Source organism: Conexibacter sp. JCM 18997 (assembly GCF_055391915.1).
The window spans coordinates 1,644,491-1,670,026 of record NZ_AP043885.1; the positions used below are offsets into that span (position 1 = coordinate 1,644,491).

The 25,536-nt window shown below is 70.6% G+C and carries 31 protein-coding genes; 17 read left to right on the forward strand and 14 right to left on the reverse strand.

Features of this window, described 5'->3' with window-relative positions:
• Nucleotides 1-80: 80 nt before the first annotated feature.
• From ACZ5UI_RS08575 to ACZ5UI_RS08585, 3 genes are all read left to right on the forward strand, one after another.
• Complete coding sequence (locus ACZ5UI_RS08575; protein WP_464196238.1) at nt 81-548, forward strand: TIR domain-containing protein; 468 nt, start codon at nt 81-83, stop codon at nt 546-548.
• Nucleotides 549-552: 4 nt separating this feature from the next.
• On the forward strand, nt 553-1,158 hold the full coding sequence (locus tag ACZ5UI_RS08580; RefSeq protein WP_464196240.1) for an Nmad2 family putative nucleotide modification protein: 606 nt from the start codon (nt 553-555) through the stop codon (nt 1,156-1,158).
• Between the two features lie 177 nt (nt 1,159-1,335).
• A complete protein-coding gene (locus tag ACZ5UI_RS08585; RefSeq protein ID WP_464196242.1) occupies nt 1,336-2,283 on the forward strand; it encodes a nucleotide kinase domain-containing protein in 948 nt (315 codons plus the stop codon).
• Here the strand turns inward: ACZ5UI_RS08585 and ACZ5UI_RS08590 are convergent.
• Both ACZ5UI_RS08590 and ACZ5UI_RS08595 read right to left on the reverse strand, forming a co-directional pair.
• On the reverse strand, nt 2,280-2,843 hold the full coding sequence (locus tag ACZ5UI_RS08590) for a hypothetical protein (RefSeq protein ID WP_464196244.1): 564 nt from the start codon (nt 2,841-2,843) through the stop codon (nt 2,280-2,282). The genes ACZ5UI_RS08585 and ACZ5UI_RS08590 overlap by 4 nt on opposite strands.
• A 34-nt stretch (nt 2,844-2,877) precedes the next feature.
• Complete coding sequence (locus ACZ5UI_RS08595; protein WP_464196246.1) at nt 2,878-5,097, reverse strand: metallophosphoesterase family protein; 2,220 nt, start codon at nt 5,095-5,097, stop codon at nt 2,878-2,880.
• Between the two features lie 1,094 nt (nt 5,098-6,191).
• On the opposite strand from ACZ5UI_RS08595, the gene ACZ5UI_RS08600 reads away from it, so the two are divergent.
• Complete coding sequence (locus tag ACZ5UI_RS08600; protein WP_464196248.1) at nt 6,192-6,650, forward strand: hypothetical protein; 459 nt, start codon at nt 6,192-6,194, stop codon at nt 6,648-6,650.
• 19 nt (nt 6,651-6,669) lie between these two features.
• On the opposite strand, the gene ACZ5UI_RS08605 is transcribed toward ACZ5UI_RS08600, so the two are convergent.
• The gene (locus ACZ5UI_RS08605; protein WP_464196250.1) at nt 6,670-7,191 is read right to left on the reverse strand and encodes a hypothetical protein; all 522 of its coding nucleotides are present in this window, start codon (nt 7,189-7,191) and stop codon (nt 6,670-6,672) included.
• 228 nt (nt 7,192-7,419) lie between these two features.
• On the opposite strand from ACZ5UI_RS08605, the gene ACZ5UI_RS08610 reads away from it, so the two are divergent.
• Together ACZ5UI_RS08610 and ACZ5UI_RS08615 are read left to right on the forward strand one after the other, a co-directional pair.
• Nucleotides 7,420-9,072, forward strand: a complete 1,653-nt coding sequence (locus ACZ5UI_RS08610; protein WP_464196252.1) for a GAF domain-containing sensor histidine kinase — start codon at nt 7,420-7,422, stop codon at nt 9,070-9,072.
• A 9-nt stretch (nt 9,073-9,081) separates the two neighbouring features.
• Nucleotides 9,082-9,720 carry a response regulator gene (locus ACZ5UI_RS08615; RefSeq protein WP_464196254.1) on the forward strand — a complete coding sequence of 213 codons (639 nt, stop codon included), beginning with the start codon at nt 9,082-9,084 and terminating at the stop codon, nt 9,718-9,720.
• Here the strand turns inward: ACZ5UI_RS08615 and ACZ5UI_RS08620 are convergent.
• Entirely contained in the window at nt 9,710-10,801 is a 1,092-nt protein-coding gene (locus ACZ5UI_RS08620; RefSeq protein ID WP_464196256.1) for an NAD(P)/FAD-dependent oxidoreductase, read from the reverse strand. The two genes, ACZ5UI_RS08615 and ACZ5UI_RS08620, sit on opposite strands and share 11 nt — an antisense overlap.
• Before the next feature lie 79 nt (nt 10,802-10,880).
• Nucleotides 10,881-11,843 (reverse strand): sigma-70 family RNA polymerase sigma factor, encoded by a 963-nt coding sequence (locus ACZ5UI_RS08625; protein ID WP_464196258.1) that lies wholly within the window; start codon nt 11,841-11,843, stop codon nt 10,881-10,883.
• Between the two features lie 125 nt (nt 11,844-11,968).
• Here ACZ5UI_RS08625 and ACZ5UI_RS08630 point away from each other — a divergent pair, with 125 nt between their 5' ends.
• On the forward strand, nt 11,969-12,754 hold the full coding sequence (locus ACZ5UI_RS08630) for an SDR family NAD(P)-dependent oxidoreductase (protein WP_464196260.1): 786 nt from the start codon (nt 11,969-11,971) through the stop codon (nt 12,752-12,754).
• A gap of 3 nt (nt 12,755-12,757) precedes the next feature.
• On the opposite strand, the gene ACZ5UI_RS08635 is transcribed toward ACZ5UI_RS08630, so the two are convergent.
• Nucleotides 12,758-13,162: an ATP-binding protein gene (locus tag ACZ5UI_RS08635; RefSeq protein ID WP_464196262.1), complete on the reverse strand. Its 405-nt coding sequence runs from the start codon at nt 13,160-13,162 to the stop codon at nt 12,758-12,760.
• A 144-nt stretch (nt 13,163-13,306) separates the two neighbouring features.
• Between ACZ5UI_RS08635 and ACZ5UI_RS08640 the strand changes: the two genes are divergently transcribed.
• Both ACZ5UI_RS08640 and ACZ5UI_RS08645 read left to right on the forward strand, forming a co-directional pair.
• Nucleotides 13,307-13,474, forward strand: coding sequence for a hypothetical protein (locus tag ACZ5UI_RS08640; RefSeq protein ID WP_464196264.1), 168 nt, complete (start codon nt 13,307-13,309; stop codon nt 13,472-13,474).
• A gap of 21 nt (nt 13,475-13,495) precedes the next feature.
• Nucleotides 13,496-13,789, forward strand: a complete 294-nt coding sequence (locus ACZ5UI_RS08645; protein WP_464196266.1) for a putative quinol monooxygenase — start codon at nt 13,496-13,498, stop codon at nt 13,787-13,789.
• 25 nt (nt 13,790-13,814) lie between these two features.
• Here the strand turns inward: ACZ5UI_RS08645 and ACZ5UI_RS08650 are convergent, their stop codons facing one another.
• Together ACZ5UI_RS08650 and ACZ5UI_RS08655 are read right to left on the reverse strand one after the other, a co-directional pair.
• The gene (locus tag ACZ5UI_RS08650) at nt 13,815-14,282 is read right to left on the reverse strand and encodes an SRPBCC family protein (protein ID WP_464196268.1); all 468 of its coding nucleotides are present in this window, start codon (nt 14,280-14,282) and stop codon (nt 13,815-13,817) included.
• Nucleotides 14,279-14,623: an ArsR/SmtB family transcription factor gene (locus ACZ5UI_RS08655; protein WP_464196270.1), complete on the reverse strand. Its 345-nt coding sequence runs from the start codon at nt 14,621-14,623 to the stop codon at nt 14,279-14,281. The genes ACZ5UI_RS08650 and ACZ5UI_RS08655 overlap by 4 nt, the downstream gene beginning before the upstream one ends.
• Nucleotides 14,624-14,792: 169 nt before the next feature.
• Between ACZ5UI_RS08655 and ACZ5UI_RS08660 the strand changes: the two genes are divergently transcribed.
• The 4 genes from ACZ5UI_RS08660 (at nt 14,793) to ACZ5UI_RS08675 (ending at nt 18,425) form a co-directional block, all read left to right on the forward strand.
• Nucleotides 14,793-15,491, forward strand: coding sequence for a hypothetical protein (locus ACZ5UI_RS08660; RefSeq protein WP_464196272.1), 699 nt, complete (start codon nt 14,793-14,795; stop codon nt 15,489-15,491).
• A gap of 54 nt (nt 15,492-15,545) precedes the next feature.
• Nucleotides 15,546-16,622, forward strand: a complete 1,077-nt coding sequence (locus ACZ5UI_RS08665) for a GGDEF domain-containing protein (RefSeq protein WP_464196274.1) — start codon at nt 15,546-15,548, stop codon at nt 16,620-16,622.
• A gap of 57 nt (nt 16,623-16,679) precedes the next feature.
• Nucleotides 16,680-17,750, forward strand: coding sequence for a sigma-70 family RNA polymerase sigma factor (locus tag ACZ5UI_RS08670; protein ID WP_464196276.1), 1,071 nt, complete (start codon nt 16,680-16,682; stop codon nt 17,748-17,750).
• Between the two features lie 78 nt (nt 17,751-17,828).
• Nucleotides 17,829-18,425 carry an RNA polymerase sigma factor gene (locus ACZ5UI_RS08675; RefSeq protein WP_464196278.1) on the forward strand — a complete coding sequence of 199 codons (597 nt, stop codon included), beginning with the start codon at nt 17,829-17,831 and terminating at the stop codon, nt 18,423-18,425.
• Here ACZ5UI_RS08675 and ACZ5UI_RS08680 read toward each other — a convergent pair.
• Both ACZ5UI_RS08680 and ACZ5UI_RS08685 read right to left on the reverse strand, forming a co-directional pair.
• Nucleotides 18,415-18,540, reverse strand: a complete 126-nt coding sequence (locus ACZ5UI_RS08680) for a hypothetical protein (protein ID WP_464196280.1) — start codon at nt 18,538-18,540, stop codon at nt 18,415-18,417. The two genes, ACZ5UI_RS08675 and ACZ5UI_RS08680, sit on opposite strands and share 11 nt — an antisense overlap.
• A gap of 175 nt (nt 18,541-18,715) precedes the next feature.
• Entirely contained in the window at nt 18,716-19,069 is a 354-nt protein-coding gene (locus tag ACZ5UI_RS08685) for a response regulator (RefSeq protein WP_464196282.1), read from the reverse strand.
• 42 nt (nt 19,070-19,111) lie between these two features.
• Between ACZ5UI_RS08685 and ACZ5UI_RS08690 the strand changes: the two genes are divergently transcribed.
• Both ACZ5UI_RS08690 and ACZ5UI_RS08695 read left to right on the forward strand, forming a co-directional pair.
• A complete protein-coding gene (locus tag ACZ5UI_RS08690) occupies nt 19,112-19,993 on the forward strand; it encodes a hypothetical protein (protein WP_464196284.1) in 882 nt (293 codons plus the stop codon).
• A gap of 11 nt (nt 19,994-20,004) precedes the next feature.
• Nucleotides 20,005-20,520 (forward strand): hypothetical protein, encoded by a 516-nt coding sequence (locus ACZ5UI_RS08695; protein WP_464196286.1) that lies wholly within the window; start codon nt 20,005-20,007, stop codon nt 20,518-20,520.
• Here the strand turns inward: ACZ5UI_RS08695 and ACZ5UI_RS08700 are convergent, their stop codons facing one another.
• A complete protein-coding gene (locus tag ACZ5UI_RS08700; RefSeq protein ID WP_464196288.1) occupies nt 20,521-22,056 on the reverse strand; it encodes an acyl-CoA carboxylase subunit beta in 1,536 nt (511 codons plus the stop codon).
• A gap of 24 nt (nt 22,057-22,080) precedes the next feature.
• On the opposite strand from ACZ5UI_RS08700, the gene ACZ5UI_RS08705 reads away from it, so the two are divergent.
• Together ACZ5UI_RS08705 and ACZ5UI_RS08710 are read left to right on the forward strand one after the other, a co-directional pair.
• On the forward strand, nt 22,081-22,899 hold the full coding sequence (locus ACZ5UI_RS08705; protein WP_464196290.1) for an SDR family NAD(P)-dependent oxidoreductase: 819 nt from the start codon (nt 22,081-22,083) through the stop codon (nt 22,897-22,899).
• Entirely contained in the window at nt 22,896-23,234 is a 339-nt protein-coding gene (locus ACZ5UI_RS08710; protein ID WP_464196292.1) for a hypothetical protein, read from the forward strand. The genes ACZ5UI_RS08705 and ACZ5UI_RS08710 overlap by 4 nt, the downstream gene beginning before the upstream one ends.
• Here the strand turns inward: ACZ5UI_RS08710 and ACZ5UI_RS08715 are convergent.
• The 3 genes from ACZ5UI_RS08715 to thrC are packed head-to-tail and all read right to left on the reverse strand — an operon-like array spanning nt 23,203 to nt 25,509.
• The gene (locus tag ACZ5UI_RS08715) at nt 23,203-23,979 is read right to left on the reverse strand and encodes an inositol monophosphatase family protein (RefSeq protein ID WP_464196294.1); all 777 of its coding nucleotides are present in this window, start codon (nt 23,977-23,979) and stop codon (nt 23,203-23,205) included. The two genes, ACZ5UI_RS08710 and ACZ5UI_RS08715, sit on opposite strands and share 32 nt — an antisense overlap.
• Nucleotides 23,969-24,247: a ubiquitin-like small modifier protein 1 gene (locus ACZ5UI_RS08720; protein ID WP_464196296.1), complete on the reverse strand. Its 279-nt coding sequence runs from the start codon at nt 24,245-24,247 to the stop codon at nt 23,969-23,971. The genes ACZ5UI_RS08715 and ACZ5UI_RS08720 overlap by 11 nt, the downstream gene beginning before the upstream one ends.
• Nucleotides 24,247-25,509 (reverse strand): threonine synthase, encoded by a 1,263-nt coding sequence (thrC, locus tag ACZ5UI_RS08725; RefSeq protein ID WP_464196298.1) that lies wholly within the window; start codon nt 25,507-25,509, stop codon nt 24,247-24,249. Before thrC ends, ACZ5UI_RS08720 begins: the two co-directional genes overlap by 1 nt.
• Nucleotides 25,510-25,536 lie beyond the last annotated feature (27 nt).

A 25,536-nucleotide genomic window follows, 5' to 3' on the forward strand; every position in this document is an offset into this window, starting at 1 on the left:
GGGCGGGAGCATCAACGGGGAGGCTAACTCGATTAGGCGAACTTACGTCGACCGCCCCTTGTATCGTACGGCACGAAGCCATGAGCGACTCGGCCAACGTGTTCATCAGCCACATCCACGAAGACGACGCCTATCTGGCGCGAATGAAGAAGCTGCTCGCGGACCGTAAGTTCAACATCCGGGATTCCTCGATCAACGAGACGCGCCCGAACAGGGCGAAGAGCGAGGAGTACATCAAGTACGACATCCTCGCTCCGAGGATTCGTTGGGCTGGCACAGTTGTCGTGCTCATCTCACCCGACACTTGCAAGAGCGAGTACGTGCAGTGGGAGATGGAGTATGCCCAACGGCACGACACGCGGATTGTGGGGATCTACGCACCAAACGCTGATGGTTGCGACCTCCCGGAAGGGCTTGAGGACTACGCCGACAGCATTGTCTCGTGGGACGGTGACAAGCTGTTGGCGGCCATCCGCGGCGATGACATTTGGGAGGATGAGCAGGGCCGTACCCGCGCCGAGCGCGACATCGCGCGGTTCGGCTGCTAGTCCTGTGCGCGCCTACAGCTACGTCGTAGCTCGCGACTTCGGCTTCGCCCCCAATCCGTTTCACGGGTGGTGCAGTCTGGCCACTTGTAAACCACGCCTGCGCAAGTACGCGCGACCGGGCGACTGGGTGGTCGGAACTGGCACGGGCACGAAAGGGCGGGCTGGGTTCCTCGTCTACGCAATGCGCGTGGACGAGGTACTGACGTTTGACCAGTACTGGCGCGATCCGCGGTTTCGACGGAAGCGGCCGGACCTCCGGGCCAGCCGCAAACTCGCTTTCGGCGACAATATCTACCGCCGAGCCCCCGACGGCTCTTGGCAACAGTTGCCCTCTCACCACAGTTTTCGCGACGGCAGCGCCAACCCCGCTAACGTCGCCACCGACACGAAGGTCGACCGCGTGCTCGTGGCCCGCGAGTTCGTCTACTACGGCGGCTCAGGGCCAGCGATTCCCGGGCACTTGCGCAAGTTCGGGACCGACGATGAGGACCTAGTGATCGGCGGCCAGCACCACAAATGCCGCTTCAGCGCCGGGCTGGTTGCGGCCTCGGTCGCCTGGATCGAGGCGCTGCCCGAGCGCGGAGTCGTCGGTCGGCCCGGCGACTGGTGAGCACCTCATAACCGGATCGACGGGCGACCCACGTCGGTTGCCTGCGGGCCCAGAGCACCTGCAGCGAGGCACTCCGCGGGTTTGTCAGCGTCGTTTCTCGCGGCTGGATCTAAGAGATCGTGCGCGCCCAGCCGGGGCGACAGTGGGCCGATCGCACGGCCATGACATGCTGCCATCGTGCGCCGCCACAACGAGGTCTACCGCGCCTACTGGCATCTTGCCTGCGAGCGACAGCAGATCTTTCACCGACGGGCGCGGGGCGAGCCCGCGCCCTGGACGTCCGATCCGATCCTGCGCGAGTACAAGTTCACAAACGCGTATCGCGCATCGGATCGCGTCAGCCAGTTCTTGATCGGGAACGTCATCTACGGCTCAGACGAGTTTCCGTCGCAGGACATCCTGTGTCGGATCGTGCTGTTCCGGCTGTTCAGCCGGGTCGAAACGTGGCAGGCGCTGGAGAGTCAACTCGGGCCGATCACTGCCGCGACACTCGACGACCCGAGACTGGATGCCGCGCTCGAGCGGCTCCAGAGGGAGGGGCCGATCTACACATCGGCGTTCATCCTCTGCGCCAATGACGCCTTCGGGCTTGGACGCAAGCATCGCAATCATGTCGCGCTAGTCCGCTCAATGCTGCGGACCGGCCTTGATGCGCAGGTGGCCCGCGCGCGGAGCATGGCGGACGTCTATTCGGCGCTCACCGAGTTTCCGCTGATCGGGCCGTTCATGGCTTACCAGCTCGCGACCGACATCAACTACTCCGAGCTCACCGACTTCAACGAGGACGACTTCACGGTCGCCGGTCCTGGCGCGGAGCGCGGCATCCGCAAGGTCTTCCCTGATGCAACACGCCGGCAGATGACGGCGATCATCATGCAGATGGTCGAGGAGCAGCAGGATGCTCCCGAGCGGTTGGGGCTGGCTTTCAAGGATCTCTTCGGCCGGCCGCTGCATGCGATCGATTGTCAGAATCTGTTCTGCGAGCTAGACAAGTACAGCCGCGTGGCGTTCCCGCACCTCAAGAGCGACCGCAAGCGGATCAAGACACGATTTTCCGCCTCGTCGGCGCCTCTCGCCTTGCGCTATCCGCCCAAGTGGGCCTTGCGAGGCCTGCCCGTCGCCTAGATCACGCTGGCTCTTGCGCCTGTGAGGGCTCGAGGCAGGAACTCGTCGCCCAGCCGAGCGCCGGTCACCGTCCGCAGCTTGATGGCAAACAGCAAGCAGTCGGGCAGGCGCCGGGTGACCAGGTCGTCCGGGTCTACTGCCTCGGCAAAAACGCCTACGAGCTTTGCCAGATGCAGGACATAGTGGCGCAGCTGGTCGAGCTTATGCAGGCCGATGACGTCGGGGTGAAAATGCCGGTCGTGCTCGATCTGCACAAGCTGAAGGTCTCGCCAGCTACGAGCCTCGCGGACGGCGCCGGCACCGTCGTAGGCGTCGTTGTGGTCAAGGACGTTGCGGGTCTCGATGCGCGCAAGACGATCGGCGTAGGCGGCGATGATGTCGACGTCTAGCCTGCTCGACAATTCAATGACGGCGTGTTCAATGACCGCGCCGGCGTCGACGATCGCCTTGGCGTCCGCGGGCTCGTTATGTTCGATCTTGTCGCAGTAGGCGGCCACGACGCCGACCGCGGGCGCGATCTCTAGCGCGAACGCCCGGAGTGTGTCGGTTTCGGCGCGCATGTCGACGTCAAGGGTACGGGACGCTCCCGACGACTCAGGCGCCAGCCCTGGCCTTCACCAGGGGCATCACTGCAGTCGCGAACCTCGCGCGGGCAGGCGCGATGAGCGCGGCAGACTCCGGCGACCCGGATTGCCCTACGGCGTCGTAGATCGCGACGAGCTCGATGAGGCGGCTAGTCACGGTGCGAGCCTTTGGCGACGGCTTAAGGGCCACAGCCCGTTCGAGCGCTTCGACCAAGCTGCGGTGGCCGACCTTAGGAATCGGTGGAGAGTCGGGGGTTCGGCCGAGCTCGTTGATGATGTGTCGCCAGCGGGCTCGGGTGGTCTCGGTGGCGCGGTCCGGCGCGACGACGGCTTCGGCGAGGGCCCAGATGTCGGCGGGGTCCTCGACGAGGCGGTCGAGTTCGAGGACTGCAACGCGTGGCAGAGTGGCGCCGTAAATCGCGATGTTCGAGACAGTCGCAATGGCTCCCGCGCGTGGCGCTGGCTTGGTCTCCATTGCGGCAATCACGGCGCGCTGAAGCGCAGCAATCTCGGCAACGTTGATCGGCCACCAGTAGCGCATCTCTTGCTTCCGAAACGTGGCGGTGCAGTCGAGATAGGTGTTGCCGCCGCGCTCAGCGAGCATAAACTCGGCCATGGCAAACGCGGGGTACGTGCCAGTGTTGAGAGGTCGGCCGTCATCGGCGTAGCGCCCAGTCTCCTTGGGACTGATCAAGGTGATCAGCGAACGACTCGACTCGCTACGAGTGTCGAGCGACCGGGCCGCGCGTTTAACTTGGTCGCCCCACCGGGTGTAGATGCGCTCGCCGTGGTTGAAGCCGATGACGTCGGGCACAAGTACCGAACGGTCCTTCTGCCACCAGCCGACGATTTCCTCGAACCAGGTCTGAGCGTCGTGCCGGCCCGTCGGCGGATAATCGGGCGGCAGTCTGTCAGCCGCGTCGGACTCGGCGATATAACAAACAACGTTGCGGGCGCTGTCGCTGCCAGCCTGCTCAAAGTGCGCGCAAAGGCGCGAGTAGACATCGTGGGTGGTCGCTCCGTGCAGCGTTGGGGCTCGGACGTATTCGGCGTCCATCCGGGACCGCCACAGAGGCACGATCTCGTCGGATGATTCCGGTGTGCCGGCGCCGGGATCAAGGCCGAGAAAGGTACGGATCCGGAGATTTCGTGCGGCCCTTGGCCCTTCCAGCATCAGGGCGCGCAACACAGGTTCGCCCACTCCGAAGTGACCTGGCCCCGCGATGACGAGCATCCGGCGGTCGGGGGTGTGGACGTGATCCGGGCCGGTAGCGTGGTCCCAGTAGATGTGGCCGGCGTGTTTGTGGCCGTGCAACACGAGGTCGAATCCGAACGTCACGAGCTGCTCGCGGAGCAGGCCGAGGTTGATGATGGACTCAAACGTCTTCCACTCCTCGCGAGTGGAGACAGGCAGCAGCTGGTGATGCAAGACCGCGATGCGCAGACGGTGGTCGCCAGCCTGGCGCTGCGGGGACACTCCCGATGCCCTCAACAGCTCGGCGACGGCCAAGAGCTGGCGGCGGGAGACCCGCGCGATGTCGTGCTGACGTAGCCTCTCGATCTCCTTCTGGAGCCGCTCGGCGAAGGCCTTGTTGTCTCCCGAGGGTGCAGCTTGAGCGTCGGCCACCTTGGCGATTGCGCGAACCTTCGCGTAAGCACGATCCCACTCAGAGGGCGTGAATCCACCACGTACCTTCGGCATGGTCCCGCAGTAGTTACTCGAGTTAATCGGGACGATGACGACGTCGTCGTCGACGATCAGGTGCCGGCGAAGATCGTTCGGCAGGACGAGCTTTTCGTTGTTCCGCGTCGAGAAGTCGAGTCCATCGAGAAGAGGGGTAGTGCAGCCACGCTGGCGCGTGGCGCCTAAGAACGGTGCGTAGCGCTTTTTCGTCCCCGCTTCAGTGGCCCAGACGACGTCGTGGTTGCCAGGGACCACGACGATCCGCTGGCGCTTGGCGGGCAGGAGCGAAGCGGAGTCGACAAGGAGCTTTGCGAATGCCTGGAAGCCGGTCTTGTTGGCCTGGTAGGCGAGGTCCCCGCTGAAGACGGCAGCAGTCGGGCGGCCATGCTCAGCGACAAATGATGCAAGCCCGTCGAGTGTGCGGCGGAACACCTGCTGCGTGGTTTCGAGGTCCTCGCGGGCGATGTCGAGCTTGTCGTCATCGAGCGACTGCCCGGGCGAGATGTCGCCGAGGTGGGGGTCTGAGGCATGGAGGATCCAGGTCATGGCTCTACCGCAACTAGCGGGGGAACTGGTGGATGGCCGGCGGCATGTTCCCCCGCTCTAACAAGTCACTTGTTGGACGCGTGAAGCTCGCCACGAGAATGTGCGACTTGAATCTCGACGAAATGTCCAGCACAGGCTGAATACTCGCACTTCTTTCCAGCTTCGACTGTCCGGCTCGCGTACGCATGCGGGAGGACGACCTTCCTGCGTCCAACGATGCGTTGCGGCTCCCTCAGTGTGCTTGTAACGCTCAATGTTCTGCGTTGACCGCGACCTACCTTCTTGCGACGTATCGCTGAGCGCGATTGTCGGCGAGAGCGACGGTGGCCGTAGGCGCGCGCTCAACGCGCTCGAGACCGGTCAGTTGCAACTGGACCGACCAACCATGCCACCGAGACCGCCTCGACGCGTCCGCCGTTCCTCCCCACCTCTCGCGTCATACGACGCGCACGCGCCGCGTCTCCACCCGACATACCGGACGCGCGGACACCCGCCAGGCGTCCGTCGCCACCGCGACGCCGACATTCAAGTCTCCCTACGCGCTCACTCACGGCGCCCAACACCTAACGACTTCACCGATCACGCAGTTGCATCAAGCTGCGATGACGGGGTGAGCCAGGCTGGGATCGACGGAGACCTTGATCTGACCCTGTCTCGGTGAGGTCGCGACACTGGAAATCAGGCGGCGTGGTTGGTGTCGTTCGTGATTGGGCGGAGGGCTCGGAGTCGTCGCGCCAGGTGATCAGCGTCAGCGCCGACGATGGTCTGACCATCGCCAGAGAAGTCCCACTACAACTGGGGCGAGGACGATGCCAGCGACGATCGCAATCCACAGCATCGATCCGCCACCGCCGGTCCCGTTGACCCGTTCCGTTCACCGCGGCGAGACTGGCCAGGTACGTAACCACAAACGCTTTCTACTGCTCGCCGACCGAGCCGGCAAGCGACGGTCTTGGCCTGCACCTCGTGAGAAGGAAGCACGTCAGGAAGCGCGCCCGCACAGGGGTCCTCGTTCTGTCCGACAGCATCGCGCACATGCGCCGGGTCGTGCGCCTGCGAGTTGAGTCGCCGCGGACCCGTGCCGATAGGTCCGCATGTCCCGTTTGCGCATCGCGGCCGCGCTGGTCGTCGCGGCGACCCTCGCCCTCCCCGCCGTCGCCCAGGCCGCGCCCGTCCTGTGGGGCGGCAGCGGCGCCAATGACCTCGGCCCCGGGTCGATCCTGCTCAGCGTGCAGAACGGCCGGGTGACGGTGAAGAACGTCCAGGTCGTGATGTCCTGCACCGACCTGGGCGACGGGATGGTGACCGACCAGGCCTGGTACGGCTCGAGCACGAGCCCGGCGACGCTGCGCCTGAACCGCTTCTCGATGACGCTGCGCGGCGACGCGGGCGGCTTCGAGGGCGCCGGCCGGCTGACCGGGACGCTGCGCTCCAACGGCACCGGCAGCTCGGTGTTCGATCTCAACGCCGAGGCCCGCGACTCGATGGGCGCGGTCATCCAGCGCTGCCAGTCGCGCGTGGAGTTCCGGCTGCGGCGAGGCCGGGCCGCCTGACCCGGCCTCGCTGGATCCGCTACCGCGCCCCGAACAGCGCCTGGACGCGCTCCGGCGTGGCCGCGGCGACCGCGATCAGCGCGACGAGCGAGCCGGCCAGGTAGGTCATCAGCGACGCGACCGACTCGTGGTCGGCGATCACGTTCTGGGCGAAGGCCATCGCGGCGAAGGTCAGCACCGAGACGCCCAGCGCGCTGAGCAGGAGCGGCTTGCGCCGCTGCATCAGGAACTCCCCCGTGACCAGGCTGGCCACGAACAGCACACAGGCGACCGCCTCCAGCAGGCCCAGCAGCACCCATGAGGCGTCGAGGCCGGGGACGGACTCCAGGAACGACCCCTGGAACGCCTTGCCCAGCCCGGCGGGCATCGCGCCCCCGTCGTCGACGAGCTTCTCCTTGGCCGCGAAGTACCACAGGAAGCCGTAGGCGACGTAGAGGCCGGCGAGCACCAGGTAGTAGGGCGCGGCGCTGACGATCGCGCGGACGGAGACACCGCGGGCGACGTCGGCGCCGGCGGGTGCGGGGTGGGATCGAGCGGCCATCGAGAACCTCCAGGAAAGCGCGGGAAACGGCGAACAAGACGAACCTACGTCGCGTCCGGGCCGCGGCCATCCGCGTCTCTCCGCGCCGGCCTCCGTAGTGTTCCGCAGCCTTGACCGCGGACCGGTGATCGACCCCAGCAGCGCCGGACGTCGCCAGCCCGCTGCGGATCGCCTGCTCATCCGCTCGACGGTGCGACGGCACCGCCCCTAGACTCGCCCGCTCGCACCATGCTCGACGAACGCCGACTCCGCCGGGTCCTCGAGGTCGGCCGGACGGTCGTCTCCGAGCTCGATCTCGAGGCCGTCCTGCACCGGGTGCTCGAGGAGGCCCGCGAGCTGACCGGAGCGCGCTACGCCGCGCTCGGCGTGCTGGACGCCGACAAGCGCGAGCTGGAGCGCTTCCTGACCGTCGGCGCATCGCCCGAGATGCGCGCGGCGATCGGCGACCTGCCGCGCGGACGCGGGGTGCTCGGGGTGCTGATCCGCGAGCCCCGTCCGCTGCGCTTGGACGACGTCGGCGCGCACCCGCGCTCGTTCGGCTTCCCCCCAGGTCACCCGCCGATGCGCTCGTTCCTCGGAGTGCCGGTCGTCATCCGCGGCGAGGCCTGGGGCAATCTGTACCTGACCGACAAGCAGGACGCCGACGCCTTCGACGACGCCGATCAGGAGGCGATCGAGCTGCTGTCCAGCTGGGCCGCGATCGCCATCGACAACGCGCGCGCCTACACCGCCGAGCAGACCCGGCGCGTCGAGCTCGAGCAGGCGGTCCACGCGCTGGAGGCCACGACGGCGATCGCCCGTGCGCTGGGCGGCGAGACCGATGTCGACCGCATCCTCGAGCTGATCGTGCAGCAAGCCCGTGCGCTGCTGGACGCCCGCAACGTCCTGATCCTGCTGGCCGACGGCGCCGAGCTCGTCGTGCGCGCGAGCGCCGGGCCGGTGTCCGACACGGTCCGCGATGTGCGCATGCCGATCGACGGCTCGATCGGCGGCGAGGTGCTGCGCTCGATGCAGCCACAGCGCACCGACGACGCGCGGTCGCGCTTGCGCTTCGGGCTGGCGCAGCGGATCGACGCCGAGACCGGTCTGCTTGTCCCGCTCGTCTTCCGCGGACGCGCGCTCGGCGTGCTGGAGGCCTTCGACCGCGAGGACGGCGCCGCGTTCAGCGACGACGACGAGCGGCTGCTGCTCGGCTTCGCCGCCAGCGCCGCGACGGCAGTGGCCACCGCGCAGACCGCGGCCAGCGACGCGCTCGCGCGCAGCCTGCAGGCCTCCGAGCGCGAGCGCGCCCGCTGGGCCCGTGAGCTGCACGACGAGACGCTCCAGCAGCTGGCCGGGTTGCGCATGCTGCTGGCCGGCGCCCGTCGACGAGGGGCGCGCGACACGATCGACGCGGCGATGGACCAGGCCGTGAACCAGATCGACGACTCGATCGCCGAGCTGCGCCGCCTGATCACCGACCTGCGACCGGCCACGCTCGACGACCTCGGCCTCGGTCCCGCGGTCGACAGCCTGCTCGAGCGCGTGCAGCAGACGGCCGGCGTGCAGACGACGCTGCGCCTGGATCTGCGCGAGGGCGCGCCGCGGCTGCCGGCGGCGGTCGAGGACGGCGCCTATCGGATCGTGCAGGAGGCGCTCACCAACGTCGTCAAGCACGCGGGCGCCGCGCGCGTGGACGTGGTCGTCGCCGCCGACGACGCGACGCTGCGCATCGAGGTGACCGACGACGGCATCGGGCTCGACCCCGCCGCCCGCACCGACGGCTTCGGGCTGATCGGGATGCGCGAGCGCGTCGAGCTGGCCGGCGGGAGCCTGAGCATCACCCACGCTGCGCCGTCCGGCACCCGGATCGCCGCGCGGCTGCCGATCCGCGGCCGCTAGGGTCGCCGCATGCCCGCGCCCACGCGCATCGTCCTGGTCGACGACCACGCGGTCGTGCGCAGCGGGCTGCGCTTCGTGCTCGACGCGGAGGACGACTTCGAGGTGATCGCCGAGGCCGGCACGGTCGAGGACACGCTGCGTAAGACGCGCGCGATCCGGCCCGAGGTGCTCGTGCTCGACCTCAACCTGGGCAGCGAGTCCTCGCTGGAGGCGATCCCCACGCTGCGGGCCGACGTGCCCCAGACGGCGATCGTCGTGCTGACCATGCAGAACGAGCCGGCGTTCGCCCGTCAGGCGCTGCAGGCCGGCGCCGCCGCCTACGTGCTCAAGGAGGCGGCCGACGAGGAGCTCGTGCAGGCGGTGCGCGCGGCCGCCCGCGGCGAGACCTACCTGAATCCGGCGCTGGGCGCGCGGCTGGCGGCCGAGCCGCCGGCGCCCCAGGGACCGCCCGACGACCTGACCGAGCGCGAGGTCGACGTGCTGCGCCTGATCGCCCTGGGCAACACGAACCAGGAGATCGCCGACCTGCTGTTCCTCAGCGTGCGCACGGTCGAGTCCCATCGCGCGCACATCCAGCGCAAGCTCGGCCGCACCACGCGGGCCGAGCTCGTCCGCTACGCGCTGGACCGCGGCCTGGTCACCGGCTGACGGCGGGCGCGTCGGCGAGCTGCGCCTCGCGCTCCAGCCACGGCGCCAGGTAGTGCCCGGCCACCTTGGCCGGCGGCTGATGCAGCCGCTCGCCGGTCAGCAGCAGACCGCGCATGACCGGGCGGAACGGGTCCCGCGCGATCGGCGCGCCCGCGTCGGCGGCGATGTCCTTGGCCGCCGCGTCGGCCTGCTGAGCGGCCAGCCCGCCGTGCTTGACGGGGAAGTTCGCGTTGTCGCCCACCGCGTAGACCCCGGCCAGTCCGGTGACGCGCGCGTGATCGTCGACGGCGATGAACCCGTGGCCGTCGGCGGGGACGCCGGCGATCGCGCGACCGGTGACGATCGGCAGGGCGACGACGCGGTGCACGTGCAGGTGACGGTCGCCCGGAGCCATGACGATCCGCCCGCCTCGCTCGATCGAGGCGTAGGACGCGACGTGCACCGTGATGCCGCGCTTGCTCAGCAGCGCGCCCGCGCTCGCGCTGGCCTGCGGTCCGAAGAGCGCCAGCGGCGCCGGCTCCGGCGTGACCAGGTGGATCGGCGTGTGCTCGAAGCCGACGTCGCGGGTGTACTTGGCCAGCAGCAGCGCCAGCTCGTAGGCCGGCAGCGACCACGAGCCAGCGGGCGGCACGACGACCGCGATCGACGCGACGTAGCCCTGCTCGATGTCGCGCAGCAGGCCGTTGAGCTCGGTCGGGTCGCTGTCGTGGAACGTGGTCGCCGAGACGTAGGCGTCGCGCGTGCCGGCGCCGGTGGCCAGGATCAGGCGGTCGTAGGCCAGCACGTCGCCGTTGACGCAGGCGACCGTCTGCGCCGTGGCGTCGACGCGCTCGATCGCGCTGCGCACGCGCGTGACATCGAACCGCGCGCAGATCCCGTCCAGCGAGACGCGCGTGACGTGGCCCTCGGAGAACGGGACCGCGACCGCCATCGGTCGCAGCACGAAGTCGTCGTCCGGGGCGACGAGCGTCAGCTCCAGCCGTTGCTCGCCGAGGTCGTGGAGCGCCAGGAGGGCTTCGAGCGCGCCGACGCCGCCGCCGGCGATGACGACCCGCAGTGGGGTGATGGGAACGATCGGCATGCGCTGATGCTGCCGCCGCGGCGGCAGCGTTCCATCCGCAATGCCACGCCGAGCGTGTCCGTAGTTGCCCGCGGATCGCTCAGCGCACGAGCGAGCGCGGGAGCCCGAACCAGGGCAGCACGGTGTTCTCGAAGCGGGTCATCGCGCTGATCCCGTCGGCCGACAGCGTGAGCACCATCAGACCCGTGCCGTGGCGGGTGCCGTCGGCGGCGCGGAGGTAGGTCCCGAACGCCGGTTGCCCGTTGGCCTGGGTGCGCACGAGGTCGAAGGTCCGCCCCGCGCCGAACAGCCGGCCGAAGAGCTCGCGCGCCAGGTCGCGCCCCTCGTACTCCAGCGGCAGCGGCGGCATCGAGATGAACACGTCGTCGGTCAGCAGCGCGACGATCGCGTCCAGGTCGGCGGCCTCGTACGCCGTCACGAACCGCGCGACGATCGGCTCGGTCGGGCCCGGATCGACGGCGACGTGGTGGCGTCCGCGCGCGAGGCCGGCGCGCGCTCGCTTCAGGGCGCTGGTCACCGACTCGACCGTGGTGTCGAGCATCTCGGCCACCTCGCTGGCCCGGAACTCCAGGACGTCGCGCAGGATCAGGACGGCGATCTGGCGCGGGGGCAGCAGCTGCAGCGCGGTGACGAAGGCCAGCGAGATCGACTCGGTCTGCTCGTAGCTGACCTCGGGGCCGAGCAGCACGTCGGGGAGCGGCTCGAGCCAGACGACCTCGCCCAACCGGGTCGGCTCGGGCGGCTGCAGGCCGGGGATGTCCCACTCCTTGGGCGGGCGGCGGCCGGCGCTGCGGCGCGCGTTGAGGCACTGGTTGGTGGCGATCCGATACAGCCACGTGCGCAGCGAGGCGCGCTCCTGGAAGCCGGCCAGGCCCTGCCAGGCCGACAGCAGCGTGGCCTGCAGCGCGTCCTCGGCGTCCTGGAAGGAGCCGAGCATCCGGTAGCAGTGCACCTGGAGCTCGCGCACGTGCGGCTCGGTCAGCGCCCGGAAGGCGTCGTCGTCGCCCGCGCGCGCCCGGGAGACCAGATCGGTTGGTTGCATCGGCATGATCGGATGGACACCGCGCGGCGCCGGAACTGGGCGGCCGGCGCCAGCGCCCAGTTTCCCGCCTGGCTGGTGTCTGCATCGGCATACCGGTCAGAACCGAGCCAGGCAAGGAGCCCGACATGCTGCTGAAGGACAAGATCGCCGTCGTCTACGGAGCGGGTGGAGCGATCGGCGGTGCGGTCGCCGCCGCGTTCGCCGACGAGGGCGCCACCGTCGTCCTCACCGGTCGCCAGCCGGCGCCGCTCGAGGCGCTCGCTCGCGACATCGGCGCCGCCGGCGGGACGGCCGTGGCCGCGGAGGTCGACGCGCTCGACGAGCAGGCGATCGACGCGCACCTGAGCGGGGTGATCGACGCGCACGGCCGCATCGACGTCTCGTTCAACGCGATCGGCGTCCCCGACGCGGGCGTCGTCGGCGTGCCCCTGGTCGACGTCGACGCGGAGCAGTTCGCCCACCCGATCGCCGCCTACACGACCTCGTACTTCCTGACCGCGCGCCTGGCCGCGCGCCGCATGATCCCGGCCCGGTCGGGCGTGATCATGACCGTCAGCGCGCTGCCCGCACGCCGGGGCACTGCCCTCAACGGCGGCTACGGCACCGCGCTGGCCGGCAAGGAGGGGCTGACCCGCGACCTGTCGGCCGAGCTCGCGCCCCACGGCATCCGCGTCGTCGGCCTGCGCCCGCACGGCCTCCCCGAGTCACAGACCATGCGCGAGTTCCACGCGATCAAGACGCCGGGCCTGAGCTGGGCGCAGTTCGAGGACTACCTGGCGTCGACGACGCACCCACGACGGGTCATGCGGCTGGCCGAGGTGGCCGACGTCGCCGCGTTCATGGCCTCCGACCGGGCCAGCGGCATGACGGGCACGTCGGTCAACCTGACGATGGGCGCGCTCGACGACTGAGGTCTACCGCGGCGCGCGCGAGCGGAAGGACATCGACACGCAGGTGCCCTTGCCGGTGCTGCGGATGTCGACGTGCTCGCTGACCGCTTCGATCAGCGGGATGCCGAGCCCGAGGCCGGCCTTGTCGGCGCGGGGCGTGAAGCCGATGCCGTCGTCGACGACGTCGATGGCGAAGCCTCGCTCGGGATGGGCGTCGAGCACCAGCCGGACCGGGCCCGAGTTCGTGCGCCCCGGGTAGGCGTGCTGCACGACGTTCGTCACGGCCTCCGACACGCAGACCGCGACGGAATGCGCGTCGGCGCCGTGATCGCGCGCGGCCTTGGCGGCGATGCGCCGGGCGGCGCCGGGACTGCGGAGATCGGCGGTGAGCTCGACCGTGCGGCTCTCGAGCGCCGCGGTTTGCTCCATGTCCAACGATGCGCGGCAAGGCGCCAACTTGGATCACTCTGCCCGAAAAGAATCCTTGTGCCCGGTCGATGGGCCGCGGCATCGGCGGCTTGCCGAGCGATCCGCCTGGGTAGCCGCGGGTCACACCCCCGAAGGGAGCACGGAATGGCAGACGGACGGACGGGCGGCAGTACCGGAGGCATCGGCCTCGGCGGGATCCTGGTGATCATCGGCATCGTGTTGATGATCGTGTGGAGCTTCTGGATCGGCCTGATCATCCTGCTCGTGGGCCTGATCGCGTTCGGTGGGTTCGCCCGCGGCAAGTGGTACTGAGGCCGCGGTAGCGTTCGCGCCATGGCCTACGTCGTGTGCGCGAAGTGGACGGCCCAGCCGGGCCACGAAGATGCGGTCCGCGACTGCGTGCTCGGCTTGATCGAGCCGTCGCGGGCCGAGCCGGGGTGCCTCATGTACATCCCGCACGAGGATCCCGAGGACCCGCGGGTCTTCTTCATCTACGAGCAGTACGTCGACGAGGCGGCCTACCGCGCGCACGGCGAGTCCGAGCACTTCCAGCGGCTCGGACCCGGCCGTGCGATCCCGCTCCTGGAGTCACGCGAGCGGATGTTCCTGCGGCCGCTCGGCGGCTAGCGCCGAACCGTCGAGCGGCGGTCGCTCAGCTGTGGGCGGGCAGGCTGCGGACGATCTCGGCCAGGAGCGCGCCCAGCTTGTCGAGCTGCTGGTTGGTGCCCTCGGTCATGCCGGCCATGATCTCGGGCGTCGCGTCGCCGGAGAAGACCGAGACGAGCCGCGTCTGGCCGTCGACCTCGGTCAGCTCGACCGTCACCTCGCCGCCGCCCAGCCCGCGCGCCGCGTCCCAGCCGAAGGCCAGGAACTCCGGGGCGCGCACCTCGCGGATGGTCATCTCCGAGGGGTACTCGTTGCCGTCGCCGTCGACCATCGTCAGGTGGTAGGCGCCGCCGGGCACCAGCTCGACCTTGATCTGCTCCAGCGGCGTGTGCATGCCCTTGGGGCCCCACCACTTGGTCAGATGCGCGGGGTCGGTGTAGCACTGCCACACCAGCTCGCGCGGCGCGTCGAACGTGCGGTCGAGGGTCAGCTCGTGGTGGGACATCTCGGTCATGCGGTCTCCTCCTCGGAGGGTCGTTGGATGGTGCGCAGGTGCTCGTCGAGCCGATCCCAGCTCTCGTCCCAGAAGCGGCGGTAGTCCTCCAGCCAGGACGTCGCGTCCTGTAGCGGGGCCGCCTCCAGCCGGCACGGGCGCCACTGGGCGTTGCGTCCGCGCGTGACCAGGCCCGCCCGCTCGAGCACCTTCAGGTGCTTGGAGATGGCGGGAAGGCTCATCGCGTGCGGCGCGGCCAACTCGGTGACGCTCGCCTCCCCGTCGGTCAGCCGGGCCAGCATGGTCCGGCGGGTCGGGTCGGCGAGGGCGGCGAAGATGAGGCTGAGCGGATCGGTGTGCATGATGTGTGTGGTTAGCCATTCGGTTAATTAACCGTATGGTGAAACATGCCAGGCCCGAGCGCGCCTGTCAAGCCCCGGCGTAGGCCCACAAGGCGGACCACCGCCTGCGCGTTCGGGACCCGCCGTCCGTAGGCGCGGACCGCCCCCGCCCGAGACCATCCCTCTGCCGGTGGCCCTCTCGCTCCCCGACTCCAACGCCGTGGATCGCACCCAGGCTCGGTTCTTCGAGGCGATCCGCCTGACCGTCGACCTCGTCGAGGCGGTCTACGCGCGCCTGCAGGAGTCGGCCACCGAGCTCGCCCGCGCGCCGGTGTTCAACCCGCAGGAGGCCGGGCAGCGGGGCTTGGTGATGGCCGACGCCTACGCGCTGCTGGACGGCGCCGCCCGGCTGCGGGCCCAGCTGGACGCGACGCCCGGCCTGCGCCGCAACGCCACCGGGATGGTCGAGCTGGCAGCCGCGCTGGAGCCGTGCGACCGCGTACGCCGCACGGTGGCCAACCTGTACCGCGACCTCGACCACCTCGGACCCGACGGCCCGACGATCTGGGGCATGCTGACCTGGTGGGTCCCCGCGCCCGACCGGCGCTCGGCGACGACCCACACGCTCACCGCCGGCGCCTGCACCCGGGCCGTCGAGGTGCTGCCGCCGGACCCGTCGGCCACCGCGGTCGAGCTCCCCGCCGGCCGGTTCGTCCTGCGCGTGGCCGGCGCGCCGGTCGACCTGTCCGCGCTCGTGGCGGCGATCGCGCTGTTCGCCCTGCGCCTCGAGCGCGCCACCCGGCTGGCCTTCGAGTTCATCCCCGATGGCGTGCTCGACGCCGAGGCCGAGATCGTCGTCACCGATCACCCGCAGACGTTGTCCCCATGACGGCTTCGGCGATTCTTCCTGCGCCCGTGGCCCCCATCGGCCGACTACCGGGCCATGCTGGTCGCTCTGATCCTCCTGTTCGCGGTGGCGATCGCGCTGGCCGCGTCCACGCTGATCCTGACCCGGCGGCTGCGCGCCCGCGAGGCCTGGATCACCGAGCGCGAGCAGGATCTGGCCACGATGAGCCGCGTCGCCCGCGCGCTGGCCACGGCCGACGATGCCCGCGTCGCGGTCTGCCACGCGGCGCGCTGGGTGACCGGGGCGACCTCGGCGGTGCTGTGGGAGCCGCAGGAGGACGGCGCGCTGATCGCGACCGCTTCGGCCGGGACGCCGCTCCCCCACCTGCGGCTGGCCCCCGGCCGCGAGCCGTCGCTGGAGGTCAGCTGCGCGATGACCGGTCTGGCCGCCTACAGCGCCGACCTGACCGCGGACCCCCGCGCCAACCCGCGCCTGGCCTCGCTGGCCGATCACCCCGCGGCGGCGCACTACGAGGCGATCCGCCACGACGACATCGTCGTCGGCGTCCTGGCCGTGGGCTGGAGCGACGCCGAGCGGGCGGCGCCGCGACTGGCCCACCGGCTGCTGCCGCTCGTCTCCACCGAGGCGGCGGAGTCGATCGAGCGCGCGGACCTGGTCATCCAGCTGGCCGAGCTGGCGCTGACCGACACGCTGACCGGGCTGGGCAACCGCCGTGCCTGGGACGACTGGATCACGCGGGCGCTGGCCGAGGCGGCCGGCGACGCGACGCCGCGGGTGGCCATCGCGCTGCTGGACATCGACCACTTCAAGGCGTTCAACGACTCGCGCGGCCATCAGGACGGCGACCGGCTGCTGAAGGAGTCCGGCGCGGCCTGGCGCGCCCACCTGCGCCCCGGCGACCGGCTGGCCCGCTACGGCGGCGAGGAGTTCGCGGTGCTGCTCCCGGGCTGCGACGAGGCGTGCGCGGCGATCGTCATCGAGCGGCTGCGCGCCGCGATGCCGGCCAGCCAGACCTGCTCGGCGGGCATCGCCCAGTGGGACGGCACCGAGACCCCCTCAGACCTCGTCGCACGCGCCGACGAGGCGCTCTACGCGGCCAAGCAGACGGGCCGGGACCGCATCGTCGCGGCAGCGCAACTTCCCGCCCGTTAGTGGTTTGGGGTCCAGACGGAGCGTTATCTCCCTCGATCGACGGGTAGCGAGACACCAATGGCCACCGACACCAGCACAGAACGCCTCGAGGAGGCGTTCACGCAGCTGCAGCGGACCGCAGGCGACGAGCACGTCGTCACGGTCTGCAACGTCGACACGGTCGCACGCGAGACCGGGCTCGATGCGGAAGGTGTGTCCCTGCTTCAGGCGCGCCTGGTCGAGGCCGGCGTCGAGATCGACGACGACTGCGACCGAGACCCGGCCGAGCAGCCCAGCTACACGATCACCTCCCTGGCCCATCACACCAGCGACGCGCTGGCGCAGTTCCTCGACGGCATCGGCCGCTACCGGCTGCTGCGCCCCGACGAGGAGCTCGAGCTGTCGCGGCGCATCGAGCGCGGCGACCTCGAGGCCAAGGACCGCCTGATCAACTCCAACCTGCGCCTCGTCGTGTCGATCGCCCGCCAGATGCAGGGCAACCACGACCTGGCCCTGCTGGACCTCATCCAGGAGGGCGTGATCGGCCTGGTCCGCGCGGCCGAGAAGTTCGACTACCGCAAGGGCCTGCGCTTCTCCACCTACGCGACGCTGTGGATCCGTCAGGCCATCCAGCGCGGCATCGCCGACCGCGGCCGGACGATCCGCCTGCCCACGAACATCGCCCAGCGCGAGCGCAAGGTCGGTGCGGTGCAGCGCCGCCTGGTCGTCGAGATGGGCCGTGAGCCGACGCCGGAGGAGATCGCCGACGCCGCCGACCTGCCGCTGGCCCAGGTGCAGCAGATCATCGACGTCTCGCGCGTGGTGACGAGCCTCGACCTGCCGATCGGCGAGGAGGGCGAGGCGTCTCTGGGCGACCTGGTCCCCGGCCAGGAGCCGGCCATCGACGAGACCGTCCACGTGACGATGACCGAGGACCTCGTACGCCGCACGGTCGAGCAGCTGCCCGAGCCGCAGCGCCACGTGATCAAGCTGCGCTACGGCCTCAACGGCGGCCGCGACCCGCTGCCGCTGCAGCGTGTCGCCCGCGAGCTGGACATGGCGCCCAAGGACGTGCGCCGCTTCGAAGAGCAGGGACTGCGGGCCCTGTCCCTGAGCCGCGAGCTCGACGCGCTGCGCGAGGCCGCCTGAGCGCCTGCGCACGCAGGCGTTCTCTCAGGCCCGTCGAAACCGGTCGCTACCGTGACTTTCTTGCCTCGGCATCGCTTGATGACGCACGCCGTCCTGCGGCCGCAGTCCGACGAGGAGCTCGTCGCCGACCTGCGCGCCGGCCGGGACGCGGCCATGACGGAGATCGACCGCCGCTACCGCGACCGGCTGCTGGCCTACGTCCGGCGCATGTCGGCGGGCGCCGACGCCGAGGACGTCGTGCAGGACGTCCTGGCCCGGGCCTACACCGCGCTGCGCGCCGACGACCGACCGATGGCCCTGCGGGCCTGGCTGTACCGCGTGGCCCACAACCGCTGCCTCGACGTGCTGCGCCGGCCCACCCCGGTGCTCACCGAGGAGATCGATCTCGGGGCCGACCTGGCCACGCTGCCCGACGTGGTCGCCGGCCGTGAGCGCCTGCGTCAGGTCGTGGCCGACATCCAGCAGCTGCCCGACCAGCAGCGCTCGGCGCTGATCATCCGCGAGCTCGAAGGGCTCTCGTACGAGGAGCTGGCCGCGGCGCTGGACACGACCGTGCCGGCGATCAAGTCGCTGCTGGTGCGGGCCCGCATGAACCTGGCCCGCGCCGCCGAAGAGCGGGCGCAGGCCGATCAGGCCGCGCTGGCCCGGCTGCTGCCCCGCGTCGCTACCGCCTGAGCGGCGTGCCCAGCACCGACGCCGGCGTGCGCTGATCGCCGCCGACGGGCTCCATCAGGTGTCCCGCCACGTCGGGGCCGTCGTCCTCGACGACGGGCATCAGGAAGTCCAGCACGCCTCCGCAGCGGGGACAGGTGCCGACGATGCGCAGGCCGTGCGCGGATGTGGGGCCGAACCATTCGAATGCGCAGCCGCCGCATCTGACCCGTGGGGAACGAGACATCGCCGGGTACGTTACGGGTTGGACCCGATCCGCTCGCATCGTCCATTTGTCGAGCGGGCACCCCGAATCAGGGGAGGGCGACCACCCGGTGGATGGTCGCGGCCAGCTCGGAGAACTCGATGTCCTTGCCCAATCTGGCCGCGAGCCGGCTCTCGTCGATCGGGCCCGCCCAGCCCGACAGGACGACGATCTTGGCGCGTGGGAGCGCGTGCGCGACGCGCTCGATGACCTCCGGGCCCAGATCGCCGCCGCGCAGGTCGAGCAGAACCACATCCGGGTCCTGCTCCAGGCCGACGGCAACCGCCGCGTCGGCATCAGCGGCCTCGCCCACGACGTCGATCCCGTCCTCGTCGCTGAGCATCTCGCGAACGAGCAGGCGGAACGCGTCAGAGTCGTCGCAATGCAGCACGCGGACTGCCATGAACGCGCCGACCTTATCGGTAGGGTCGCCAGCGTGACGTTCGTGACTCGTTTGGCCCTGTTGGTCGCCCTGCTCGGCGCCCTGGCGCTCCCCTCCTCCGCGTCCGCCCTCGTCTATGGGATGGGCGACGAGGACGCGACGATGTTCACCACGCCGCTGTTCACCGACCTGCCGCTCGAGCACGTCCGCTACGTCGTCGCCTACGACGCCGCGCTGACCTCGAACTTCGAGCGCCAGCAGGCCGACGACTTCCTGCAGGCGGCCAACGCGCAGGGCTACGACATCCTCGTGTCCTTCGAGCACTCGCGCCTGCCCCGCAAGGCCAGCCAGCTGCCCTCCACCGCCGCCTATCAGCGCGGCGTGCGGGCGTTCATGAGGCGCTACCCCTACGTGCGCACGTTCTCCGCCTGGGATGAGGTCAACGACTGCTCACAGCCGACCTGCCGGGATCCCCAGGCGGCGGCCGGCTACTACCTGACGATGCGCCGGACCTGCGGCGGCTGCACGGTGATGGCCGCCGAGGTGCTCGACACGGCGCAGCCGCAGACCACCGTCGAGTACCTCGAGGAGTACCAGCGGGCGCTGGGCAAGGTGAAGCCCAAGCTGTGGGGCCTGCACAACTACTCCGACGTCAACCGCCACTCGTCGAAGGGCACGAAGGCCGTGCTCGGCGCGGTCAAGGGCACGGTCTGGCTGTCGGAGACCGGCGGCCTGTACTCGTTCCTGCCCGGCTTCCCGCCGTCGCAGACGCGTCAGGTGTCGGCCGAGAAGTGGATGTTCACGCTGGCGCGCAGCTCGCCGCGCATCCAGCGCCTGTACGTGTACAGCTGGACCGGCGGCGGGCAGTTCGACGCCGGGCTGACCAACGCCAGCGGCCTCGTCACGCGACCGGCGTACGACGTCGTCAAGCAGCAGATCTCGTGAAAGGACTCCCAATGTCTCGCAGTCTGCGGGCGACGGCGCTCATCGCCGTCGGTGCACTGTTCCTGGCCACGCCGGCGCTCGCCGCCGCGCCGCCCAAGCAGGTCGGCACGAAGATCAACGTGCAGAAGGGTGCGATCGGCGCGCTCAAGCTCGGCATCCCGGCCGCGAAGGCCAAGTCGCTGCTGGGCAAGCCCGACAACCAGGACAAGCAGGGCTTCAGCGGCAAGTCGTCCAACCTGACGCTCTCCTACAAGCGCTACGGCCTCAGCCTGAGCTTCTGGCAGGGCACGCAGGGCGGCTCGCCCAAGCTCTCGACGATCAGCATCACGTCGCCCCAGTACAAGGCCAACGGCGCCGGGATCGGCAGCAGCGTCACCGCGCTGCAGGGTGCCGTCGGGAAGAAGCTGCAGTGCTTCGCCAAGGCCCCGCTGATCAAGACGCCGTTCTGTCAGTACAACCGCGGCGGTGGCGACGTGACGTTCAACGTGAGCGGCACCCGGGTCTCGTCGATCCGGATCGGCAGCTAGTCAGCAGGTCGGCCAGCTGGCCAGCGGGCGCTCCCAGCCGTTGACGCGGGGGCGCCCGTCCAGCCGGTCCAGCGCGCGGGCCAGCGTGGCCCGCGTGTCAGCCGGGTCGATGATCTCGTCGATGGCCATGCGCCCGGCCGCGCCGTACGGATCGGTCTGCGCCTCCATCGCGGCCAGCGCCGCGTCGCGGGCGGCCGGATCGCCGCCGCTGACCACGTTGGCGGCCACCAGCGGATCCATGAACGAGATCTCGGCGCCCGGCCAGGCGTAGACGGTGTCCACCCCGGTGTCGTTGCCGCCCAGGCTGAAGTAGGCCAGCCCGTAGCTCTTGCGCAGCAGCACCGTCAGCTTCGGCACCTGGCTGAGCGCGAGCGCGGTCTGCAGGCGGATCGCGTGCTTGAGCATCCCGGCGTGTTCGACCTGGCGCCCGACGAAGAAGCCCGGGACGTCCTGGACGAAGACCACGGGCAGGTCGAAGGCGTCGCACAGGCAGAGCAGCCGGACCGCCTTCTCACAGGCCGCGGGATCGAGCGCGCCGGCGAAGAACTTCGGCTGGCTGGCGATCACGCCGACCACGTGGCCATCGAGTCGGCCGAGCGCGCAGATCAGGCCGCGACCGTAGCCCGGCGCGAGCTCGAAGCGGCTGTCGTCGTCCAGGACGCGGTCCAGCACACGGCTCATGTCGTAGGCCCGTGACCGCCGGCGGGGCACCAGGTCGGCCAGCTCGGCGTCGGCCTCCAGCCGTTGGCCGGCCGGACCGCGCGCGGCCCGCTCCCCGGCGTTGGACGGCAGCAGCGACAGGAACTGGCGCACCTGGGCGTAGGCGTCCTCGGGCGTGTCGGCGATCCGGTCGATCTGACCGGTGGTGCGGGCGTGCACGTCGACGCCGCCCAGCTCGTCGCGCTCGATCGCCTCGCCGGTGGCGATCTCGACGACCAGCGGTGAGGTGACGGCCAGGCACGTGCCGCGCAGCTGGACGACGAGGTCCGAGCCGGCGGCCAGGAACGATGAGCCGCCGAAGCTGTCCCCGACGATCACCGTGGCGAACGGCACGCGCCGGGCGCGCCGGAACAGGTCGACGCTGAGCGGGACCTCGCTGAAGCCGGCCGAGCCCAGCGTGTCGGGGATCCGCGCGCCGCCGGTGGCACCGAAGTAGACGATCGGGTGCCCGCTGCGCTCGGCGTGGCCGAACAGCCGCGCCAGCCGCTTGGATCCCATCAGCGACGACGAGCCGCGCTTGACCGTGATGTCGTCGCCGGCCACCGTGACCGGCCGCGCGTCGATCATGCCGTGCCCGCCGATCTTGCCGTCACCGGGCGTGTCGGCCGCGTCCTCGGCCCGCGCGGAGCGCACGAACGTGCCGATCTCCTCGAAGCTGCCGGGATCCAGGAGGCCGTCGATGTGCTCGCGCACGGTGCGCTCGCCCCGGTCGTGCAGGCGCTCGACGCGCACCGTTCCCCCCATCTCGGCGCGCACCCGGTCGCGCCGCTGGCGGAAGGTCTGGACGGGATCGGGGCCGGGTTCCTCTTCGCTCATCGCCGGCGAGTGTAAGTTCCGCGGATGCCCAGTGTCTTGGTCACCGGAGCCAGCCGCGGGATCGGCGCCGCCACCGTCGCGCGTCTGGCCACCGCCGGCTGGCAGGTCCTCGGCAGCGTGCGCGACGCGGCCGACGGCGAGGCGCTGCGGGCGCGCGGCATCACGCCGCTCGTGCTCGACGTGACCGACGCCGACCAGGTCGCCGCGCTGGCGGACGCGCTCCCCGCGCGGCTCGACGCCGTCGTCAACAACGCGGGCGTCGTCGTGGCCGGGCCGATCGAGGGGCTCGGGATCGACCAGCTGCGCCACCAGTTCGAGGTCAACGTGTTCGGTCAGGTCGCGGTCACGCAGGCCGTGCTGCCCAAGCTGCGCGAGAGCGGCGGGCGGGTGGTGTTCGTCTCCTCGGTCAGTGGGCGCGTGTCGACGCCGCTGCTGGGCGCCTACAACGCGTCGAAGTTCGCGCTGGAGGCGCTGGCCGACGCGCTGCGCATCGAGCTGCGCCCGTGGAGCATCGGCGTGTCGCTGGTCGAGCCGGGCAGCGTCGACACCGACATCTGGCGCCAGGCGGAGTCGACGGTCGACGCCACCGAGGCGGCGCTGTCGCCGGAGCATCGCCTGCTCTACGAGCGCCACACGACGCGCTTTCGCACGATGATCCCGCACATCCGCCGGGGCGCCGCCGACGCCGACAAGGTCGCCGCGACGATCCAGCGCGCGCTGACCGCCGACCGTCCGCGGGCCCGCTACGTCGTCGGCCTCGACGCGCGCGCCCAGCTGGCCGTCACGCAGATGCTGCCCACCCGGGTGATGGACGCCGCCCTGGGCAAGCTCGTCGGCGCGTGACGCTGCGCACGATCCCCAACGAGGCGCTGCGCGCGGACCGGATGCCGCCGCCCAACGCCCCCTGGAGCCAGCTGATCCCGTTCGCGCTGACGTTCAACGGCTACGACCTGTATCCCGCCGCGCCCGCGCTGGGCGACTTCGTGACCCAGACGCGCGACGCCTTCGCCGCCGACGGCACGCTGCCGGACGACCTGTCGCTGCTGCGGGCGGCGCTGTTCGGCGAGCAGCGGATCGACTACTTCAACGGCGGCTACGACCACACCCCCGAGCAGATGCGCTTCATCCACGCGCTGGTCGAGGCGATCAGGGCCCGAGCAGGCCGCGCAGCGCGCTGACCGTCGCCGGCGCGCCGGCCAGCGACCAGCTGACCGGCAGACCTTCGGTGACCGTCACCGCCTCGCCGCCGGCCTCGCGCACCAGCAGCGCGCCCGGCAGCCAGTCCCATGCCGCCGCGTCGGGCTGCATCCAGCCGTGCAGGCGCCCGACGGCCACCCAGCACAGCTCCAGCGTGCCGGAGCCCGGTGTCCGCACCGCGCCCACCTGGTCGACGATCCGGCTGACCACGTCGCGCGCGCCGGGCAGGGCCAGCTTGCCGAAGCCCCACTGGCAGGACACCAGCGCCTGAGCGAGCGGCACCGCGGCGCGGACCGCGATCGGGCGCCCGTTGAGCCAGGCCCCCTGGCCGCGGGCGGCGCTGAACAGCTCGTCGCGCTCGGGATCGAGCACTGCGCAGGCCAGCGGCGCGCCGTCGGCGTCGGTCAGCACGACCGCCGCGCACCACGCGGGCAGGCCGTGGGAGAAGTTCAGCGTGCCGTCGATCGCGTCGATGACCCAGCGCCGCCCGGACGGGCCGGCGTGGTCGCTGCCCTCCTCGCCGAAGACGCCGTCGTCGGGCCGGTGATCGGCCAGGACCGCGACCGCGGCCGCCTCGGCGGCGCGGTCGGCCACCGTGACCACGTCGGTGGGCTCGGCCGACTTGACCTCGACGCGCAGGTCGCCGCCCAGGTGGCGCAACGCGACCTGGCCGGCCGCCCGCGCCGCCCGCTCGGCGACGTCGCGATCCGTCAGGTCAGCGCCCACCCGCGACCGCGGGCAGGATCGTGACCTCGCCGTTGCCCGGCACGGCGGTGCCCAGCCCGTCGAGGAAGCGGATGTCCTCGCCGCCGACGTACACGTTGACGAACCGGCGCAGCTCGCCGTCGTCACCGCAGATGCGGTCCTTGAGGCCGTCGTGCTCGGCGTAGGCCGCGTCGAGCACCTCGCCCACCGTGCCGCCCTCGACCGACAGCTCGGCCTGGCCGCCGGTGACGGCGCGCAACTGCGTCGGGATCTTCACGGTCACCGCCATCAGGCATGCACTCCTTGCTCGACCGTCGCCTCGAAGTCCTCGTAGCGCGGGTCGATCTCGTAGGACTCGAAGGTTCCGCGGACCGCGTCCAGCGTCTTCAGGCCGTCGCCGGTGATGACCAGCACGACGCGCTCGTCGGCGCCGATGTCCCCGCGCGCGGCCAGCTTGGCCAGCGTCGCGGTGGTCACGCCGCCGGCGGTCTCGGTGAAGATGCCGGTCGTCTCGGCCAGCAGGCGGATGCCCTCGCGGATCTCCTCGTCGGTGACCGCGTCGACGCTGCCCCCGGTGGCGCGGGCCAGCTCGACCGCGTACGGGCCGTCGGCGGGGTTGCCGATGGCCAGCGACTTGGCGATCGTGTCCGGCTTGACCGGGCGGCACACGTCGGTGCCCTCGGCGAACGCGGTGGCCACCGGCGAGCAGCCCGTGGCCTGCGCGCCGTTCATCGTCGGCACCGAGCCGCTGATCAGCCCGAGCTCGAGCCACTCCGAGAAGCCCTTGGCCAGCTTGGTGAACAGCGAGCCCGAGGCGATCGGCGAGACGATCCGGTCCGGCGTCTCCCAGCCCAGCTGCTCGGCGATCTCGTACGAGAGGGTCTTGGAGCCCTCCGCGTAGTAGGGCCGCATGTTGACGTTGACGAACGCCCAGCTCTCGCGCTCGCCGGAGATCTCCGTGCACAGGCGGTTGACGTCGTCGTAGTTGCCGCGGATCTTGACCAGGTTCGTCCCATAGACGCCCGTGGCCAGGATCTTCTGCTCCTCCAGGTTGGAGGGGATGAACACGTAGGACGGCAGCCCCAGCGCGGCGGCCTGGGCGGCGACGGCGTTGGCCAGGTTGCCCGTGGAGGCGCAGGCCAGCGTGTCGAACCCGAGCTCGCGGGCGCGCTGCGAGGCGACGGCCACGACGCGGTCCTTGAAGCTGTGCGTCGGGTTGTGGGCGTCGTTCTTGACCCACACCTCGCCCAGACCGAGCTTGTCGGCCAGGCGGTCGGCCCGGATCAGCGGCGTGCAGCCGGCCGGCAGCCCGACGCGCGACAGCACGCGGCCCGACGGACCGGGAGGCGACTCCAGCGGCAGGAAGTCGCTGTAGCGCCAGATGTTCTGGGGCCCCGCCTGGATGCGGCGCCGCAGCGCCGCGGTGTCCTCGGCGATGGCCGAATGGTCATAGGCGACCTCGAGCGGGCCGAAGCACTGCTCGCAGACGTACCGGGCCTCCAGGGGATAGGTGGCCGCACACTCTCTGCACTTCAAGTTCGTCGCAGACATCAAAGAAACCTCCGCCAGTTCAGGTGG

Coding starts and splice junctions, on each gene's coding strand:
- ACZ5UI_RS08610 (WP_464196252.1), top strand. CDS start 7,420: ATGCTCGACGAACGCCGACTCCGCCGGGTCCTCGAGGTCGGCCGGACG.
- ACZ5UI_RS08645 (WP_464196266.1), top strand. CDS start 13,496: ATGGCCTACGTCGTGTGCGCGAAGTGGACGGCCCAGCCGGGCCACGAA.
- ACZ5UI_RS08605 (WP_464196250.1), bottom strand. CDS start 7,191: ATGGCCGCTCGATCCCACCCCGCACCCGCCGGCGCCGACGTCGCCCGC.
- ACZ5UI_RS08630 (WP_464196260.1), top strand. CDS start 11,969: ATGCTGCTGAAGGACAAGATCGCCGTCGTCTACGGAGCGGGTGGAGCG.
- ACZ5UI_RS08665 (WP_464196274.1), top strand. CDS start 15,546: ATGCTGGTCGCTCTGATCCTCCTGTTCGCGGTGGCGATCGCGCTGGCC.
- ACZ5UI_RS08685 (WP_464196282.1), bottom strand. CDS start 19,069: ATGGCAGTCCGCGTGCTGCATTGCGACGACTCTGACGCGTTCCGCCTG.
- ACZ5UI_RS08620 (WP_464196256.1), bottom strand. CDS start 10,801: ATGCCGATCGTTCCCATCACCCCACTGCGGGTCGTCATCGCCGGCGGC.
- ACZ5UI_RS08595 (WP_464196246.1), bottom strand. CDS start 5,097: ATGACCTGGATCCTCCATGCCTCAGACCCCCACCTCGGCGACATCTCG.
- ACZ5UI_RS08635 (WP_464196262.1), bottom strand. CDS start 13,162: ATGGAGCAAACCGCGGCGCTCGAGAGCCGCACGGTCGAGCTCACCGCC.
- ACZ5UI_RS08615 (WP_464196254.1), top strand. CDS start 9,082: ATGCCCGCGCCCACGCGCATCGTCCTGGTCGACGACCACGCGGTCGTG.
- ACZ5UI_RS08650 (WP_464196268.1), bottom strand. CDS start 14,282: ATGACCGAGATGTCCCACCACGAGCTGACCCTCGACCGCACGTTCGAC.
- ACZ5UI_RS08600 (WP_464196248.1), top strand. CDS start 6,192: ATGTCCCGTTTGCGCATCGCGGCCGCGCTGGTCGTCGCGGCGACCCTC.
- ACZ5UI_RS08720 (WP_464196296.1), bottom strand. CDS start 24,247: ATGGCGGTGACCGTGAAGATCCCGACGCAGTTGCGCGCCGTCACCGGC.
- ACZ5UI_RS08640 (WP_464196264.1), top strand. CDS start 13,307: ATGGCAGACGGACGGACGGGCGGCAGTACCGGAGGCATCGGCCTCGGC.
- ACZ5UI_RS08705 (WP_464196290.1), top strand. CDS start 22,081: ATGCCCAGTGTCTTGGTCACCGGAGCCAGCCGCGGGATCGGCGCCGCC.
- ACZ5UI_RS08575 (WP_464196238.1), top strand. CDS start 81: ATGAGCGACTCGGCCAACGTGTTCATCAGCCACATCCACGAAGACGAC.
- ACZ5UI_RS08675 (WP_464196278.1), top strand. CDS start 17,829: ATGACGCACGCCGTCCTGCGGCCGCAGTCCGACGAGGAGCTCGTCGCC.
- ACZ5UI_RS08695 (WP_464196286.1), top strand. CDS start 20,005: ATGTCTCGCAGTCTGCGGGCGACGGCGCTCATCGCCGTCGGTGCACTG.
- ACZ5UI_RS08655 (WP_464196270.1), bottom strand. CDS start 14,623: ATGCACACCGATCCGCTCAGCCTCATCTTCGCCGCCCTCGCCGACCCG.
- ACZ5UI_RS08625 (WP_464196258.1), bottom strand. CDS start 11,843: ATGCAACCAACCGATCTGGTCTCCCGGGCGCGCGCGGGCGACGACGAC.
- thrC (WP_464196298.1), bottom strand. CDS start 25,509: ATGTCTGCGACGAACTTGAAGTGCAGAGAGTGTGCGGCCACCTATCCC.
- ACZ5UI_RS08590 (WP_464196244.1), bottom strand. CDS start 2,843: ATGCGCGCCGAAACCGACACACTCCGGGCGTTCGCGCTAGAGATCGCG.
- ACZ5UI_RS08670 (WP_464196276.1), top strand. CDS start 16,680: ATGGCCACCGACACCAGCACAGAACGCCTCGAGGAGGCGTTCACGCAG.
- ACZ5UI_RS08700 (WP_464196288.1), bottom strand. CDS start 22,056: ATGAGCGAAGAGGAACCCGGCCCCGATCCCGTCCAGACCTTCCGCCAG.